Source organism: Haemophilus sp. oral taxon 036 (genome assembly GCF_002998595.1).
Classification (GTDB): Bacteria; Pseudomonadota; Gammaproteobacteria; order Enterobacterales; family Pasteurellaceae; genus Haemophilus; species Haemophilus haemolyticus_K.
On sequence record NZ_CP027235.1, the window covers coordinates 1008876 to 1026787 of the forward strand.

12 protein-coding genes are annotated in these 17912 nt (G+C 38.3%); 8 read left to right on the plus strand and 4 right to left on the minus strand.

Going from position 1 to position 17912, the window contains the following annotated elements:
• Positions 1–116 precede the first annotated feature (116 nt).
• Positions 117–4385 (plus strand): DNA-directed RNA polymerase subunit beta', encoded by a 4269-nt coding sequence (gene rpoC, locus C3V42_RS04900; RefSeq protein WP_106013863.1) that lies wholly within the window; start codon positions 117–119, stop codon positions 4383–4385.
• A gap of 198 nt (positions 4386–4583) precedes the next feature.
• Here rpoC and C3V42_RS04905 read toward each other — a convergent pair whose 3' ends face one another.
• Together C3V42_RS04905 and ansB are read right to left on the minus strand one after the other, a co-directional pair.
• On the minus strand, positions 4584–5906 hold the full coding sequence (locus C3V42_RS04905) for an anaerobic C4-dicarboxylate transporter (RefSeq protein WP_106013864.1): 1323 nt from the start codon (positions 5904–5906) through the stop codon (positions 4584–4586).
• Positions 5907–6064: 158 nt separating this feature from the next.
• Positions 6065–7114, minus strand: coding sequence for an L-asparaginase 2 (ansB, locus tag C3V42_RS04910; protein WP_106013865.1), 1050 nt, complete (start codon positions 7112–7114; stop codon positions 6065–6067).
• Between the two features lie 220 nt (positions 7115–7334).
• Here ansB and C3V42_RS04915 point away from each other — a divergent pair, with 220 nt between their 5' ends.
• Both C3V42_RS04915 and secB read left to right on the plus strand, forming a co-directional pair.
• A complete protein-coding gene (locus C3V42_RS04915; RefSeq protein WP_005635667.1) occupies positions 7335–7781 on the plus strand; it encodes a rhodanese-like domain-containing protein in 447 nt (148 codons plus the stop codon).
• Positions 7782–7794: 13 nt separating this feature from the next.
• The gene (gene secB / locus C3V42_RS04920; RefSeq protein WP_005629412.1) at positions 7795–8304 is read left to right on the plus strand and encodes a protein-export chaperone SecB; all 510 of its coding nucleotides are present in this window, start codon (positions 7795–7797) and stop codon (positions 8302–8304) included.
• A gap of 67 nt (positions 8305–8371) precedes the next feature.
• Here secB and aphA read toward each other — a convergent pair whose 3' ends face one another.
• Complete coding sequence (aphA, locus tag C3V42_RS04925; protein WP_048952901.1) at positions 8372–9079, minus strand: acid phosphatase AphA; 708 nt, start codon at positions 9077–9079, stop codon at positions 8372–8374.
• Positions 9080–9294: 215 nt separating this feature from the next.
• Here aphA and hslV point away from each other — a divergent pair, with 215 nt between their 5' ends.
• Both hslV and hslU read left to right on the plus strand, forming a co-directional pair.
• Positions 9295–9816 carry an ATP-dependent protease subunit HslV gene (hslV, locus tag C3V42_RS04930; RefSeq protein ID WP_106013866.1) on the plus strand — a complete coding sequence of 174 codons (522 nt, stop codon included), beginning with the start codon at positions 9295–9297 and terminating at the stop codon, positions 9814–9816.
• Between the two features lie 107 nt (positions 9817–9923).
• On the plus strand, positions 9924–11252 hold the full coding sequence (gene hslU, locus C3V42_RS04935) for an HslU--HslV peptidase ATPase subunit (RefSeq protein ID WP_106013867.1): 1329 nt from the start codon (positions 9924–9926) through the stop codon (positions 11250–11252).
• A gap of 70 nt (positions 11253–11322) precedes the next feature.
• Here hslU and C3V42_RS04940 read toward each other — a convergent pair whose 3' ends face one another.
• Entirely contained in the window at positions 11323–12375 is a 1053-nt protein-coding gene (locus tag C3V42_RS04940; protein WP_106013868.1) for an extracellular solute-binding protein, read from the minus strand.
• Between the two features lie 141 nt (positions 12376–12516).
• Between C3V42_RS04940 and C3V42_RS04945 the strand changes: the two genes are divergently transcribed.
• From C3V42_RS04945 to C3V42_RS04955, 3 genes are all read left to right on the plus strand, one after another.
• Positions 12517–13812: an FAD-binding oxidoreductase gene (locus C3V42_RS04945; protein WP_106013869.1), complete on the plus strand. Its 1296-nt coding sequence runs from the start codon at positions 12517–12519 to the stop codon at positions 13810–13812.
• Between the two features lie 62 nt (positions 13813–13874).
• The gene (lptD, locus tag C3V42_RS04950) at positions 13875–16226 is read left to right on the plus strand and encodes an LPS assembly protein LptD (protein WP_065264910.1); all 2352 of its coding nucleotides are present in this window, start codon (positions 13875–13877) and stop codon (positions 16224–16226) included.
• 167 nt (positions 16227–16393) lie between these two features.
• Positions 16394–17911 carry a sodium-dependent transporter gene (locus tag C3V42_RS04955; RefSeq protein ID WP_106013870.1) on the plus strand — a complete coding sequence of 506 codons (1518 nt, stop codon included), beginning with the start codon at positions 16394–16396 and terminating at the stop codon, positions 17909–17911.
• The last annotated feature ends 1 nt before the right edge of the window (position 17912 follow it).

A 17912-nucleotide genomic window follows, 5' to 3' on the forward strand; every position in this document is an offset into this window, starting at 1 on the left:
GGGGGAAGAATTTATGATTCACTCACCTTACGAAAGAAAAATCGCCGAAGTGCGGTGGAAAAACATCGAAATTTTTAACCGCACTTTAAACCTTTAACTCCGACAGGAGAACATTTGTGAAAGACTTAGTTAAGTTTTTAAAAGCACAATCAAAAACCAGTGAAGATTTTGATGTGATTAAAATTGGGTTAGCTTCCCCAGATATGATCCGTTCTTGGTCATTTGGTGAAGTAAAAAAACCTGAAACCATTAACTACCGTACGTTCAAACCTGAACGTGATGGTCTTTTCTGTGCGCGTATCTTCGGGCCTGTAAAAGATTACGAATGTTTATGTGGTAAATATAAACGTTTAAAACACCGTGGTGTGATTTGTGAAAAATGTGGTGTTGAAGTCACTCAGACTAAAGTTCGTCGTGAACGTATGGGCCACATTGAACTTGCATCGCCAGTTGCACATATTTGGTTCTTAAAATCGTTACCATCTCGTATCGGTTTGCTTTTAGATATGCCATTGCGCGATATCGAACGTGTACTTTACTTTGAAATGTACATCGTGACCGAACCAGGTATGACGGATTTAGAGCGCGGTCAATTATTAACTGAAGAACAATACCTTGATGCTGAAGATCGTTGGCAAGATGAATTCGAAGCGAAAATGGGTGCTGAAGCGATTCAGGATCTCTTAAAAGGTATGGATCTTGAAGTTGAATGTGAAAAATTACGTGAAGAATTACAAGAAACTAACTCTGAAACTAAACGTAAAAAAATCACTAAACGCTTAAAATTATTAGAAGCATTTGTTCAATCTGGTAATAAACCAGAGTGGATGGTGATGACTGTATTACCAGTTCTTCCACCAGATTTACGTCCATTAGTGCCGCTTGATGGTGGTCGTTTTGCGACTTCAGATCTGAACGATTTATATCGTCGTGTAATCAACCGTAACAACCGTTTAAAACGTTTATTAGATTTGATTGCGCCAGATATTATTGTGCGCAACGAAAAACGTATGTTACAAGAATCTGTTGATGCGTTATTAGATAATGGTCGCCGTGGTCGTGCAATTACGGGTTCTAACCGTCGTCCATTAAAATCATTAGCGGACATGATCAAAGGTAAACAAGGTCGTTTCCGTCAAAACTTATTAGGTAAACGTGTTGACTATTCAGGTCGTTCTGTAATCACTGTTGGTCCATACTTGCACTTACACCAATGTGGTTTGCCGAAGAAAATGGCCTTGGAATTATTCCGTCCGTTTATCTACGCTAAATTAGAAAGCCGTGGTTATGCTACGACAATCAAAGCAGCGAAGAAAATGGTTGAGCGTGAAGATGCGATCGTTTGGGATATTCTTGCAGAAGTTATTCGTGAGCACCCAATTCTATTGAACCGTGCGCCAACACTTCACCGTTTGGGTATCCAAGCGTTCGAACCGATCTTAATCGAAGGTAAAGCAATTCAATTACACCCACTCGTTTGTGCGGCGTTCAACGCGGACTTCGATGGTGACCAAATGGCGGTACACGTTCCATTAACGCTTGAAGCTCAATTAGAAGCTCGTGCGTTGATGATGTCAACCAACAACGTGCTTTCACCAGCAAACGGTGATCCGATTATCGTTCCATCACAAGACGTGGTATTAGGTCTTTACTATATGACCCGTGAAAAAGTGAACGGTAAAGGCGAAGGCATGTTATTGCAAGATCCTCGAGAAGCTGAAAAAGCATATCGTACAGGTGAAGCAGAATTACATTCTCGCGTGAAAGTACGTATTACTGAATATGTGAAGAATGAAGCTGGCGAATTTGATGCGAAAACCACGCTTACTGATACAACTATCGGTCGTGCGATTTTATGGATGATTGCACCACAAGGTATGCCTTATTCATTGTTTAATCAAACATTAGGCAAAAAAGCCATTTCTAAACTGATTAACGAAGCATATCGTCGTTTAGGTTTAAAAGAAGCGGTAATGTTTGCTGACCAAATTATGTATACCGGTTTTGCTTATGCGGCACGTTCTGGTTCATCAGTTGGTATTGATGATATGGAAATTCCAGCGAAGAAATACGAAATTATTTCTGCAGCGGAAGAAGAAGTGGCAGAGATCCAAGAACAGTTCCAATCAGGTCTTGTGACTGCTGGCGAACGCTATAATAAAGTAATCGATATTTGGGCCGCGGCGAATGAGCGCGTAGCGAAAGCGATGATGGAAAATTTATCTCAAGAAGAAGTCATCAATCGCGAAGGTAATCCTGAAAAACAAGCATCCTTTAACAGTATCTTTATGATGGCTGATTCTGGTGCGCGTGGTTCTGCAGCTCAGATTCGTCAGTTAGCAGGTATGCGTGGTTTGATGGCTCGTCCAGATGGTTCGATCATCGAAACCCCAATTACAGCAAACTTCCGTGAAGGTTTGAACGTATTACAGTACTTTATTTCAACCCACGGTGCGCGTAAAGGTTTGGCGGATACCGCATTAAAAACAGCGAACTCAGGTTACTTAACTCGTCGTTTAGTTGACGTAGCACAAGACTTAGTGATCGTAGAAGATGACTGTGGTACGCACGAAGGCTTAGTTATGACCCCATTAATCGAAGGTGGAGATGAAAAAGTTCCACTTCGTGAATTAGTGTTAGGTCGTGTAGCTGCAGAAGATATTTTAAAACCAGGTACAGAAGAAGTATTAATTCCTCGCAACACGTTATTAGATGAAAAACTATGTGATGTGTTGGATGCAAACTCTGTAGACAGCGTAAAAGTACGTTCTGTTGTAACTTGTGATACTGATTTTGGTGTATGTGCGAAATGTTATGGTCGTGATCTTGCACGTGGTCATTTAATTAACCAAGGTGAAGCAGTGGGTGTTATTGCTGCTCAATCTATCGGTGAGCCGGGTACACAGTTAACCATGCGTACGTTCCATATCGGTGGTGCGGCATCTGCGGCAGCGAAAGAATCGAGTGTACAAGTTAAAAACACTGGTACATTACACTTAATGAATGCAAAATTCGTTACTAATGATGAAGGTAAATTAGTATTAACTTCTCGTAATACTGAATTAACTATTACCGATGCATTTGGTCGTACTAAAGAACACTATAAAGTGCCTTACGGTGCTGTGTTAAGCAAAGGTGACGGCCAAGATGTAACAGCAGGTGAAACTATCGCAAATTGGGATCCACATACAATGCCAGTTGTCTCTGAAGTATCTGGTTTTGTGAAATTCGTTGATATTATTGATGGCTTAACTGTAACGCGTCAAACTGATGAATTAACAGGTTTATCATCAATCGTGGTTCAAGATGTGGGTGAACGTGCTACTGCGGGTAAAGATTTACGTCCAACTATTAAATTAGTTGATGCAAATGGCAACGATATTTTCTTACCTGAAACTGATGTTCTTGCACAGTACTTCTTACCTGGTAAAGCAATTGTAAGTTTAGACGATGGTGCAGCAGTAAAAGTGGGTGAACCATTAGCACGTATTCCGCAAGAATCTGTCGGTACTAAAGATATTACCGGTGGTCTACCGCGCGTTGCGGATTTATTTGAAGCACGCAAACCAAAAGAACCAGCTATCTTGGCTGAAATTTCTGGTATTGTGTCTTTCGGTAAAGAAACCAAAGGTAAACGCCGTTTATTAATTACTCCTGCAGAAGGCGAAACTTACGAAGAGATGATTCCAAAATGGCGTCAACTCAACGTATTTGAAGGTGAAATGGTACAACGTGGTGATGTGATTTCTGATGGTGCTGAAACACCACATGATATTTTACGTTTACGTGGCGTACGTGCAGTAACTGAATACATTGTGAACGAAGTACAAGATGTTTACCGCTTACAAGGGGTAAAAATCAACGATAAACATATCGAAGTTATCGTTCGTCAAATGTTGCGTAAAGCGGTAATTACTAAAGCTTACGACTCAGAATTCCTTGAAGGGGAACAAGTCGAAGTTGCTCGCGTGAAAATCGTTAACCGCCAACGTGAAGCAGAAGGCAAACCACCAGTTGAGTTTGAACGCGAATTATTGGGTATCACCAAAGCGTCTCTTGCGACTGAATCCTTCATCTCTGCCGCATCGTTCCAAGAAACTACTCGTGTTCTTACCGAAGCAGCAGTGGCAGGTAAACGTGATGAATTGCGTGGCTTGAAAGAGAACGTAATTGTTGGCCGCTTAATCCCAGCAGGTACAGGTTTTGCGTATCATCAAAGCCGAGTTAAAAATCGTCAAAAAGCAGCTGATTTAGCAACATTAGCAGCGGAAGATGTAGCTTCTGCTTTCGCAAGTGATGCTGATATCGCTGATGAATTTGAAATGATCGCAGATGATGCTACACAAAATCTTGCTGCATTATTAAATTCAGAAATGGAAGATTAATTTTCCAAATGAGATGAAAAAAGCCCCGAAAGGGGCTTTTTTATTATAGCTACTCAAAGTTTGATTATAAAAGTTATATGCTATTTGTATAACGGGAAATAGTTTAAGTGAATGATAAATAGAAAAATCCTCGCTATATAATGAATAAATCTGATAAGTAAAATTCAATATATAGGAGGATTGTTATTGAATCACATCTTAAAGAAGAATGTGAGAAAGAGCTAAACCGATTAATAAGCAGAAAAGCATGCTTAATAAACCAGGAATCATAAAGCTATGGTTTAAAATATATTTACCAATTTTGGTTGTGCCCGTAGTATCGAAGTCAATGGATGCAATGATTGGACCGTAATTAGGAATAAAGAAGTAACCATTTACTGCTACAAATACACCGATTAATACTGGTGCAGGGATACCTAATGCAATGCCAAGTGGGAACAATGTTGCGACTGTTGCACCTTGGCTGTTTACTAATACTGAAAGTATAAATAGCGCGAAAGCAAATGCCCATGGTGCAGTTTCAACTAAGCCTTTCACCATTTCTTTTACTTCAGTCATGTGTGCTTGCATCAAGGTGTCACCTAACCATGCAATACCGAAGATTGCGATTACTGCACGCATACCAGCGTGGAATACAGAACCTTTAGTGATTTCAGTGCCATCAGGTTTACAAGTTAAGATGATTAATGCACCAATCGCTAACATAATGATTTCGATAGTGTGTGCCATCCCCATTGGTTTACCATCAAATACTGGACGTAAAGATGGAACCGCACCCATGATTACAACAAGTAATGAACCAAATAAGAATAAAGAAACAGAAATTTTAGCGGTTTTGCTCACTTCTACTTCTTTAACTGAAGTGGTAGAACCAAAAGTATCAGCATATTTTGGATCATTTAAGCGACGTTGATATTCCGGATCATCTTTTAATTCTTTACCCATTTTGTTTACAAATAAACAAGCAATAAAAATACCTAAGATGGTTGAAGGAATAGTTACCATTAATACGTCGCCAAGATGAATACCTTGAGGTTCAAGGTAAGCCACGACCGCTACAACAGCTGCCGCAATAGGGCTTGCTACGATAGCAAATTGTGATGCGATTACCGCCATTGACATTGGGCGTTCTGGACGGATACCGTTTTGGCGGCTCACTTCAGCGATAACTGGTAATACAGAGTATGCCACGTGGCCAGTACCCGCTAAGAAAGTGAATAACCAAGTTACTGCCGGAGCAATAAATGTAATGTGTTTAGGATTACGACGTAAGATTTTTGTTGCGATTTTGATCATGTAGTCTAAACCGCCAGCTGCTTGCATTGCCGCCGCCGCTGACACTACAGCCATAATCATAAACATAACATCAATAGGTAAACCTGCTGGTTTTAGACCAAAGCCAAAAGAAAGAATAGCAAGGCCTAAACCACCAAATACACCTAAACCGATACCACCTACACGTGCACCTACAAAGATACACAATAATACGATGGCAAATTGTAGTAAGAACATTGCAGACATACTGCCCCCTAAGTTAATTAAAAGAACATCTTTGTTTTATTTGTTAAAACAGCGACTAATATAGCAACAAATAAGTATCGATTCCATAACATGGATCAATAAATTGTAGTCAAAAGTACAGTTATTTCTAACCGCACTTTTGTTTCTTACAATTGCTCTTAGAAGTCTTCGAAATATTGTTGAATTACTTTTGGATCTTTAGTTTGAGTTAAAGCTAATTGCAAGAGTACGCGGGCTTTTTGTGGATTTAAAGTACCTGATGCTACAAAGCCATATTTACTATCATCAACTTCAGCGTCACGAGTTGTATAGCCAGTTGGTACACGAGAAGAACGGACTACAATGACCCCATCTTTTGCGGCTTTTTCTAAGCGCTCTAAGTGTGCAGCATTAACATTTCCATTGCCAACTCCAGCAGATACAATCCCTTGATAGCCAGCATTGAGTAATGAGTTTAATGGTTCAACTGGTGCATTTGAATAAGCATAAATAATCCCCACTTTTGGTAGGCTATTTAATTTTTCTACATTAAACGGAGTGTTGATGGTGTGTTTGCTTTCTGGGGAACGTTCATAGTCCACTTTGCTGTTATGAATATAGCCTAGAGAACCATAATTTGGTGAATGAAAAGTTTGCACTGCGGTAGTACTGGTTTTTGTGACATCACGAGCACCTAGTACTTCATTGTTCATTGCGACTAAAACGCCACGACCACTCGATTTTTTGTCTGCTGCAACGACAACTGCATTGTAAAGATTTAATGGGCCATCAGCACTTTTTTCTGTTGCTGGACGCATTGCTCCTACTAGAACAACTGGTTTTTCACATTTTACGGTTAAATCTAAGAAATAAGCTGTCTCTTCCATGGTATCTGTACCATGGGTAATGACAAATCCATCAGTATTTTTACATTGAGTATTGATGGCTTTTGCAAGTTTTAGCCAGACTTCGTCATTCATGTCTTGTGAACCTATTTTTACAATTTGCTCACCTTTAATGTTGGCAATATTTTTCATTTCTGGTACAGCCTCAATTAAAGTATCAATACTTAATTGTCCAGCTTTATACGCAGAATTTACCGAACTTTGTCCGCTTCCTGCAATGGTACCACCCGTTGCTAAGATTGTAATATTTGGCAAGTTTGCTGCATTTGCTATTGAAATACCTAGACCAAATAAAGTACATAAGGCTAATTTAGTTAATTTCATAGATTTCTCCTAATGAATAAAAATTACTTTCTAATCATCTAACTAAATTGAGCTATTCTGAATAATGAAAATGTAAATTTATGATCCCGATCACATAATTTTTTGTTGATTGTATAACCTTTATACAAGTACGGAATTTAAGCATAATTTTTTTGAAAGATAACCCAAGTGCGGTTATACTTGAGCCCTATTTTGACGTATTTAATCAGTAGAGAAAACAATGCAAGAATTTATCCCAATGGCAACAGAGTTTGCTCAAAAACATACTCTTTTAGCGGTTTCTTGGTTTGCGATTTTCGTGATGGTGATTTATACCTTCTATAAAGGCGCAACGAGTAAATTTAAAGTAATCACTCACAATGAGGTGATTCGTTTAATAAATGCGGATGAAGCTATTGTGGTGGATTTACGTAGTATTGAAGAATTTCAACGTGGTCATATCATTGATAGTATTAATTTACTTCCAAGCGAAATTAAAAATCAAAACATCGGTAAAATTGAACAACACAAAGAAAAAGCAATTGTGTTGGTAGATATTAACGGTGTTTCCGCACCAGCTTCAGCTACACTTTTAGCAAAACAAGGTTTCAACCGTGTGTTTGTGTTAAAAGAAGGCATTTCTGCATGGGCAGCAGCAAATTTACCTTTAGTTAAAAAACATAAATAATAAGGAATAGAAAATGTCAGAACAAAAACAAGACGTTGCAGCAACAGAAGAACAACAACCCGTTCTCCAAATTCAACGTATTTATGTGAAAGATGTGTCTTTTGAAGCACCAAATCTTCCACATATTTTCCAACAAGAATGGAAGCCAAAACTTGGTTTTGATTTAAGCACCGAAACAACCCAAGTTGGTGATGACTTATATGAAGTGGTATTAAACATTTCTGTTGAAACTACACTTGAAGATAGTGGTGATGTCGCATTTATTTGTGAAGTAAAACAAGCGGGCGTATTCACTATTAGCGGTTTGGAAGATGTTCAAATGGCGCATTGTTTAACTTCTCAATGCCCGAATATGCTTTTCCCTTATGCGCGTGAATTAGTGTCTAACTTAGTAAATCGTGGTACGTTCCCTGCGTTGAATTTATCTCCAGTAAACTTTGATGCATTGTTTGTTGAATATATGAATCGTCAACAAGCAGAAAATGCAGAAGAAAAATCTGAAGAAGGTCAAACTAAACACTAATTAAGTGGTAAAACAAAAGGCAAGCTAGGAATCCTAACTTGCTTTTTTGTTGTTAAAGTGCGGTCAATTAATAGCTTGAATTGATTAACACTTCTTCACCATAGCCACCTAAAGTTGGCATTGGTTGATAAGTTGAGTTTGCTGCACGCATTAAACGAATACCACGAATACCCGCTTCTTTAGCTGCTAACACATCATCATCGCTGTCGCCATAGTGAATGCTAACTTTATGCGCAATAATGCCCGGGGTTTTGTTGTATTTAGTTGTGCGCTCACGTCCGCCCATAAATTCAACAGGGTGCATATTTTTAATATCAAACGCTTTTTGTAATACAGGTGTTACGCCATCCACGTTCCCTGCAGTACGACCTGTAATAAAATAAATTTGGTCTCCGCGTTCTTGGTGCATTTTGATCAAATCAGCAGCGATTTGTTTTGGAATGGAATATTTATCACAACCAGCGTTAACTTCATTCCAGAAATCTTGGTTTTTCAAATAGTCTTGTTTACCTGGAGAATATTTTTGTTGACCATAATAGAAACAAGAGCTGGTGAAAAGTACGGTATCATCAATATCAAAGCTGACATTAATTGGGCCTTTGCCTTCTAATTCTTTTTTAATTTGATCTACTGAAATCCAGTGAATTGGTTGCTCTTGCAACATTTCACGCGCATTTGTACCAGATTGTGTATAAGGTTCAGTTTTGCCAGCCATGGCGGGAATCGCTGCGGCAGTTAACAATGCCACTAAAGATAATTTCATTAAATTTTTCATAGAGAATCCTTCTAGGTTGGGTTTAAAATCTGCGTCATAATACGCTTTTTATTGCATCAATCAATTAGAAGCAATCGTTTTCGATGTTAAAATATGATCATGATCACATTTTTTAATTTCTTTTGATGAATAAATATGCAATATATATTTGTACTTGAATTCTGATAATTCATCACCATATAACGAAAAACTTTTCTTTAATAAAGGATAGAACAATGACAACGATTGTATGTGTTCGTAAAAATGGCAAAGTGGCAATTGGTGGAGATGGACAAGCAACACTTGGTAACTGTGTGGAAAAAGGAAGTGTACGTAAAGTGCGCCGTTTATATAAAGATAAAGTAGTGACAGGTTTCGCTGGTTCTACTGCTGATGCTTTTATTTTACGAGACTTATTTGAGAAAAAATTAGAATTGCATCAAGGACATTTAGTTAAATCTGCGGTGGAGTTGGCAAAAGAATGGCGTACAGAGCGCTCATTACGCAAACTAGAGGCCATGATGATTGTAGCAAATGACAGCGATTTTTTACTCGTATCAGGTTCTGGTGATGTAATTGAACCCGAGTTTGATGTGTTGGCTATCGGTTCTGGTGGCAACTACGCAAAATCTGCTGCACTTGCCTTACTTAGAACTAAAAATGATTTAACCGCAAAAGAAATCGTCGCGGAAGCGCTAAAAATAGCGGGTGATATCGATATTTACAGTAACTATAACCACGTTATTGAAGAAGTATAAACTTACTCATGTAGGTGTGAAAAGCGAATTTCATATACAAATATGAAATGGTGATCCATGTTAATAAAAGCATTTCTCCTACATTTTCATTATATAAAGGATAATTTATGTCAATGACCCCTCGTGAAATCGTTTCTGAATTAGATGCACATATTATTGGACAAAATGAGGCTAAACGTGCAGTGGCGATAGCATTGCGTAACCGCTGGCGCCGCATGCAGTTAACTGAAGAACTTCGTCAAGAAGTAACGCCTAAAAATATTTTAATGATTGGTCCAACAGGCGTAGGTAAAACAGAAATTGCACGTCGCCTAGCGAAACTTGCTAATGCACCATTTATCAAAGTAGAAGCGACCAAATTTACTGAAGTGGGGTATGTCGGTAAAGAAGTAGATTCTATTATCCGAGATCTTACGGATGTATCCCTGAAGTTGGTTCGCCAACAAGCGGTAGAAAAAAATCGTATGCGTGCACAAGATGCTGCAGAAAATCGTATTTTAGATGTGTTACTTCCTCCAGCAAAAGATCAGTGGGGAAATGTACAGGATTCTGATAATGCTAGTACGCGTCAAATCTTCCGTAAAAAACTACGTGAAGGGCAGTTAGATGATAAAGAAATTGAAATTGATGTATCTGCTGGAGTATCAATGGGGGTAGAAATTATGGCACCTCCAGGTATGGAAGAGATGACAAGTCAATTGCAGTCGCTTTTTCAAAATTTAGGTACCGAGAAGACTAAAAAACGCAAAATGAAGATTAAAGAGGCGTTGAAAGTTTTAATTGATGATGAAGCGGCAAAGCTCATCAATCCAGAAGAGCTTAAGCAACAAGCCATTGATGCGGTAGAACAAAACGGTATCGTCTTTATTGATGAAATTGATAAGATTTGTAAAAAAGGTGAGCACTCAGGTGGTGATGTTTCGCGTGAGGGCGTACAACGTGATTTATTACCGATTATCGAAGGTTCAAGCGTGAATACTAAACATGGTATGGTAAAAACGGATCATATTTTATTTATTTGTTCTGGTGCATTTCAAATAGCACGTCCATCTGATTTATTGCCAGAATTACAAGGTCGTTTGCCAATCCGAGTGGAATTAAAATCCCTGACGAAAGACGATTTTGAGCGTATTTTAACTGAACCAAATGCATCACTTACATTGCAATATCGTGAGTTAATAAAAACAGAAGGTGTGGAAGTTGAGTTTACTCAAGATGGCATTAGTAAAATTGCAGAATCAGCGTTTAGAGTGAATGAAAAAACGGAGAATATTGGTGCTCGTCGTTTACATACTGTATTAGAGCGTTTAATGGACGGAATTTCTTTTGACGCAAGTGAACGCGCGGGGGAGAAAATTGTGATAGATGAAAAATATGTTTCTGAAGCGTTAAATGACGTTGTTGAAAATGAAGATTTGAGTCGTTTTATTCTTTAAGTATTTTCTTTTCTGATACAAGAAGTGCGGTGAATTTTCACCGCACTTTTTTGTTTTCTAAATTGAGAAATTAATTGGTTTTTAATTTGCTCCAATATTTTTCATAAATATCGACAGCTTCACCAACATCACCTTGCATAATTCCTTTTTCTACTTCTGATGCTGGTGGAAATAGTTTAGGATCGTTGGCAATTTCTGGGCTGAGTAATGCTTTGACTCCTTCATTTGGCATAGAAAAGCCCATGCGTTCTACCACAACTTTGGCATTTTCTGGACGAAGTAAGAAGTCAATGAACTTATGCGCACCTTCAACATTTTTTGCTGTAGTTGGAATCGCATAGTTATCCATCCAGAAAATAGCCCCTTCTTTTGGATACACAAATTGGAGAGATGGATTTTCTTTATGTGCTAAATAAGCAGAACCATTCCAAATCATACCAATTGCAGCTTCACCTTGTACGTAAGGGACTTCTGGCGAGTCAGAGTTAAAGGTTGCTACATTTGGTAAAAGTTTTTCTAAACGCTCATAAGCTGTTTTGATGTCTTCTTCATTGGTGGTATTTGGCGATTTACCATCAAGCAATAATGCTACGTGGAACACTTCACGTGCATCACTGGTCATAAGAACTTTGCCTTTAAATTCAGGTTTCCATAAATCTGTCCAGCTTGTGATAGTTTTAGGATCAATCTCATCCGCATTAACTTCAATACCGGTAAGTCCGTAAACGTAAGGTAATGAATATTTATTTTCTGGGTCGAATTCTTTATTTAATAAATGTTTAGGAATTTGATGAATATTGGTCAATTTACTTTGATCAATCGGTTGAAGCATCTTTTCCTTAATCATTTTATTTACGTAGTAACTTGATGGAAACACCAAATCATAGCCAGAGCCAGTATTCTGAGTAAGTTTGAGTTTCGCATACATTTCTTCGTTGCTTTCAAAGGTAGAATAAATCACCTCAATGCCGGTTTCTTTAGAGAACTGTGCGACTAAATCAGAAGGTACATAGTCTGTCCAGTTATAGACGTAAAGTTTGTTATTGGCAAAAGCGGAAGCCGCGAAAAGTGCGGTGGTGGAAAGGAAAAGATTTTTGAGTGAGTGAGCAAAGAATTTTTTCAATTTATTGACCTCCGAGGGTTATCGTTCATCATAAAACGCACAAATTTTGCGCGCGCGCAGTATAGCATTTTTTTTGTAAAAGGTTTGACATATTTCCCTTTCGGGGTAAGATTTTGCCAATTTTTTCCTAAGAGATTTTTTATGCTTAATTTTGCCTATCAAGAACACGTTCGCTCTTATTATTTCGACTCTCGTAACCAAGATTTTCAATTCCCGCCGTTAACTCAAATTGAACATGCTGATGTATGTGTGATCGGGGCTGGATTTTTTGGTTTATCTGCGGCATTAGAACTGGTGGAGAAAGGAAAAAAAGTCATTGTATTAGAGGGCGCTCGAGTGGGCTTTGGTGCTTCTGGTCGTAGTGGTGGGCAGGCAATTAATGGCTTTGAAGAAGGCATTGATGAATACGTTAAACAAGTTGGCGAAGATAAAGCGCATAAACTTTGGAATATGTCATTAGAGGCCATTGATATTATTGATGAACGTATTGAAAAATATGGCATTCAATGCGACTGGAAAAAAGGCTATGCCACATTGGCATTAAATGAACGCCGAATGGATGACTTAATTGAAATTGAAAAAGAAAGTCATGAGAATTTTGGCTATCAGAATATGCAACTTTGGGATAAGGATAAACTAAAACAGCACTTAGGCAGTGATATTTATGTGGGCGGCTTATTTGATAGTAACTCAGGGCATTTACATCCACTTAATTATTGCTTAGGTTTAGCGAAAGCTTGTGTCGATCTAGGTATTCAGATTTTTGAACAATCTCCTGTAGTGGATATGGTTGAGAAAAATGGTTGCGTTGAGGTTAAAACAGATAAAAGTGCGGTTATTTCTCAAGACGTTATTTTAGCCACCAATGCTTATATTGATGCGCTTCCGAAATCTATTCATCACGGAATTAATCGTAAAATATTACCTGTAGAAAGTTTTATTATCGCCACAGAGCCGTTAAGCCAAGCGGTTGCTGATTCTGTTATTAATAATGGAATGTCGGTGTGCGATAATAATTTATTATTAGACTATTATCGTTTGAGTGCTGACAATCGTCTTCTTTTTGGTAGTGATTCTAGCTCAGAAAAAGATATGGTCGCGATTATGCGGAAAAATATGTTGCGCGTATTCCCGCAACTTGAAAATGTAAAAATCGATTATGGCTGGGCTGGCCCGATTGATATGACGTTAAATTCAACGCCACATTTTGGTCGTATTTCTCCGCACATTTATTTTGCCCATGGTTATTCTGGTCATGGCGTGGCTTTGACAGGTCTTGCGGGACGAATTGTAGCCGAGGCAATTTTAGGTGATGATGAACGCTTATCTATTTTTGAAAGTCTGAAAGTCCCTTCTGTTTATGGTGGTCGAATTATCAAAGATCTTGCAACAAAGATTGGTGTTCAATATTACAAATTTTTAGATCGTTATCGTTAATAATATTCGGAAACACATTTTTCCCGTATAATCGTAGATATTTTTTACAGCAGAACGGCATTATGAATAAAAATCAAACCTTAGTTTCTCTTGCTATTTTCACCGCACTTTACAGTCAGCAGAGTATGGCGGATTTACGTGATCAATGTTTAATGGGGGTACCACACTTTACTGGCGAAGTGGTACAGGGGGACTTAAATACCTTACCCGTCTATATTGAAGCTGATGATGCAGAGATTAATCAGCCTACACAGGCCGTATATCAAGGTAACGTAGATGTAAGACAGGGAAACCGCCACTTAATGGCAGATTCTGTTGAAGTGAAACAATTGGGGAATCATCAAGCCCCACAGCGTTTTGCCTATATACGAGGTGGATTTGATTATAAAGATAATCAACTTAATATGCTGGGGAAAAATGCTGATTTTAATTTAGATAGCCATGACGGCCATGCCACAAATGCGGATTATGAATTGGTTGGGCGACAAGGAAGGGGCAAGGCAGAACATATCAATTTACAAAATGATTATCGTGTAATGAAAAATGCCACATTTACCTCTTGTTTACGAGGTGAGAATGCCTGGGCGGTAGATGCATCAGAAATCCGTCAATATGTAAAAGAAGAATATGCTGAAATGTGGCATGCACGTTTTAAAGTGCATGGCGTGCCTGTTTTTTATACCCCTTATTTGCAATTACCAATTGGTGATCGCCGTCGTTCGGGATTATTGATTCCAAGTGGTGGCTCATCTAGCCGTGATGGCTTCTGGTATATGCAACCGATTTATTGGAATATTGCACCGAATTACGACATGACGGTTACGCCTAAATACATGTCGCATCGTGGTTGGCAATTAAATGGTGAATTTCGCTATTTAACCTCTATAGGGGAAGGAAAAGTTGCAGGAGAATATCTAGGCCGAGATCGTTATGATGAATATATTAGTGATAAACGTAAACGCCATTTATTCTATTGGAATCACAGTTCAAGCTTCTTAGAAAACTGGCGTTTTAATGTAAATTATACACGAGTGAGTGATAAACGTTACTTTAACGACTTTGATTCACAATATGGTAGCAGCACAGATGGCTATGCAGATCAGTATGCGCGAATTGCTTACTATAAACCTAATTATAATTTCTCGCTTTCAGCGCGTCAGTTCCAAGTTTTTGATGAAAATCTATCTATTGGTCCTTATCGTGCGATGCCACAAATGGACTTTAATTATTACAAACATGATTTAGCCAATGGCTGGTTAGATTTTAAATGGTATTCTCAAGCTGTACGTTTTGATAATGACAGTGATCTCATGCCAACGGCATGGCGTTTTCACATTGAACCAAGTTTAGCTTCATCAATGTCAAATGAATATGGTGGCTTGAAAGTAGAAACTAAACTTTATGGCACACGTTATGAACAGAAAAAGGGTTCTGGCGTGAATGCGGAAGAGGTTCAGAAAAACATAAATCGTGTCATTCCACAATTTAAGTTTGATTTACAAACTGTATTAGCTCGGGACACCACTTTCTTAAAAGATTACACTCAAACTTTTGAACCACACATTCAATATTTATATCGCCCTTATCGTGAGCAAAGCAATATTGGTTCAAAACAACGTACGAGTGATTATTTAGGATTTGGTTATGATTCCGCATTGGTACAGCAAGATTATTATTCGCTTTTCCGTGATCGCCGTTACAGTGGATTAGATAGAATCTCCTCTGCGAATCAAATGACATTAGGTGGAACAACTCGCTTTTATGATAAAGCGGGTGATGAACGCTTTAATTTATCAGCCGGTCAAATTTATTATTTAAATGATTCACGTATTGATGATAACCCCGCAAATAAAACGCCAACATCGTCATCAGCTTGGGCTTTAGAGTCTAACTGGAAAATGAGTGATCATTGGCGTTGGCGTGGCAGTTATCAATATGATACGAATACGCACGCAACATCGTTAGCGAATACATCATTGGAATATAATCCTAAAAAGGATAATTTAATCCAATTAAATTATCGTTACGCTAGTCAAAATTATATTGATCAAAATTTAGGGCGATCAGCAAATGCTTATCGTCAAGATATTCAGCAGATAGGGCTTGTTACTGCATGGGAAGTTTCAGATAACTGGTCGGTTGTGGGCAAATATTATCATGATCTCGCACTTAAAAAACCTGTTGAACAATATCTTGGTATTCAATATAACACTTGTTGTTGGGCTGCCGGAATTGGTGCAAGACGCTATGTGACAAGCCGTCAACATCAAGATGAGGACTCTGTGCTCTATGATCATGGTATTGGTTTTACCTTAGAGTTACGTGGTCTAGGTACAAATAATTACCAAAATGGCATTGATGATATGCTCGAAAAAGGTAAGTTACCTTACATCCGTGCATTTAGCCTTGAATAATCCATTCTAAAACCGATAGCGATTGCTGTCGGTTTTCTCATTTTTTTAAACGAAAGCACTTTCACCAAAAATTAGTATAAATTTCACCGCACTTTTATCTCTTTTATTGACTGATGTCAAGATTTCATTATATTGACAGCTTTCATTCTAACTTATAGGAACAATTTATGGCGCAATCTGCACCAAAGCGTGAAACCTTCTCTGGTCGTAACGCGTTTATTATGGCTGCCATTGGCTCAGCGGTGGGCCTTGGTAATATTTGGCGTTTCCCTTATACCACTTATGAAAATGGTGGGGGCGCTTTTATTATCCCTTATCTTATTGCATTATTAACTGCAGGGATTCCTCTTTTATTTTTAGATTATGCGATTGGGCACCGTCACCGTGGTGGGGCACCCTTGTCTTATCGTCGTTTTAGTCCACATTTTGAAGTGTTTGGCTGGTGGCAAATGATGGTGAATGTCATCATTGGCTTATATTATGCCGTTGTGCTTGGCTGGGCTGCAAGTTACACCTATTTCTCAATTAATGGTGCTTGGGGAGATAAACCGATTGATTTTTTCATTGGTGAATTTTTGAAAATGGGCGATATCAAAAATGGGGTGAGCTTTGAGTTTGTGGGAATGGTCACCGGCCCATTAATTGCGATGTGGATTATTGCCCTTGGTGTACTTTCACTTGGTGTACAAAAAGGCATTGCAAAAGTTTCATCGGTATTAATGCCGGTGTTAGTCATTATGTTTATGGCTTTGGTTATTTATTCCTTATTTTTACCTGGTGCGAAAAAAGGCTTAGATGCTTTATTTACACCAGATTGGTCAAAACTATCGAATCCAAGTGTATGGATTGCCGCATATGGACAAATATTCTTTTCTCTCTCAATTTGTTTTGGGATTATGGTGACATATGCTTCTTATCTTAAAAAAGAATCAGATTTAACCGGAAGTGGATTAGTAGTAGGTTTTGCAAATAGTAGTTTTGAAGTGTTAGCAGGCGTAGGTGTTTTTGCAGCATTAGGCTTTATTGCAACGGCACAAGGTCAAGAAGTAAGTGAGGTAGCAAAAGGTGGAATTGGTTTAGCATTTTTCGCATTTCCAACCATTATTAACAAAGCACCATTTGGTGAAGTATTAGGTGTTTTGTTTTTTGGTTCATTGACGTTTGCAGCATTAACTTCTTTCATTTCTGTTATTGAAGTGATCATCTCTGCTATTCAAGATAAGTTGCGTGTTCGCCGTGTGAAAGTAACCTTTATCGTGGGTGTACCAATGATGCTGGTTTCAGTGCTCTTATTTGGTACGACAACAGGATTGCCAATGTTGGATGTCTTTGACAAATTCGTGAACTATTTTGGTATTGTTGCTGTTGCATTTGTATCATTAATTGCAATTGTGGCAAACGAAAAATTAGGGTTATTGGGCGATCATTTAAATGAAACCTCTTCTTTCAAAGTTGGCTTTTTCTGGCGTTTATGTATTGTGTTGACCACAGGTATTTTAGCATTTATGTTATTTAGTGAGGGCGCCAAAGTCTTCTCTGAAGGATATGAAGGATACCCAAGCTGGTTTGTCAATATTTTTGGCTGGGGAATGGCTATCAGTTTATTAATTGTGGCGTTTATGCTTTCTCGCTTAAAATGGAAAAATGATACCCAATTAATCCTTGATGAAAAAAAAGGAGAGTAAA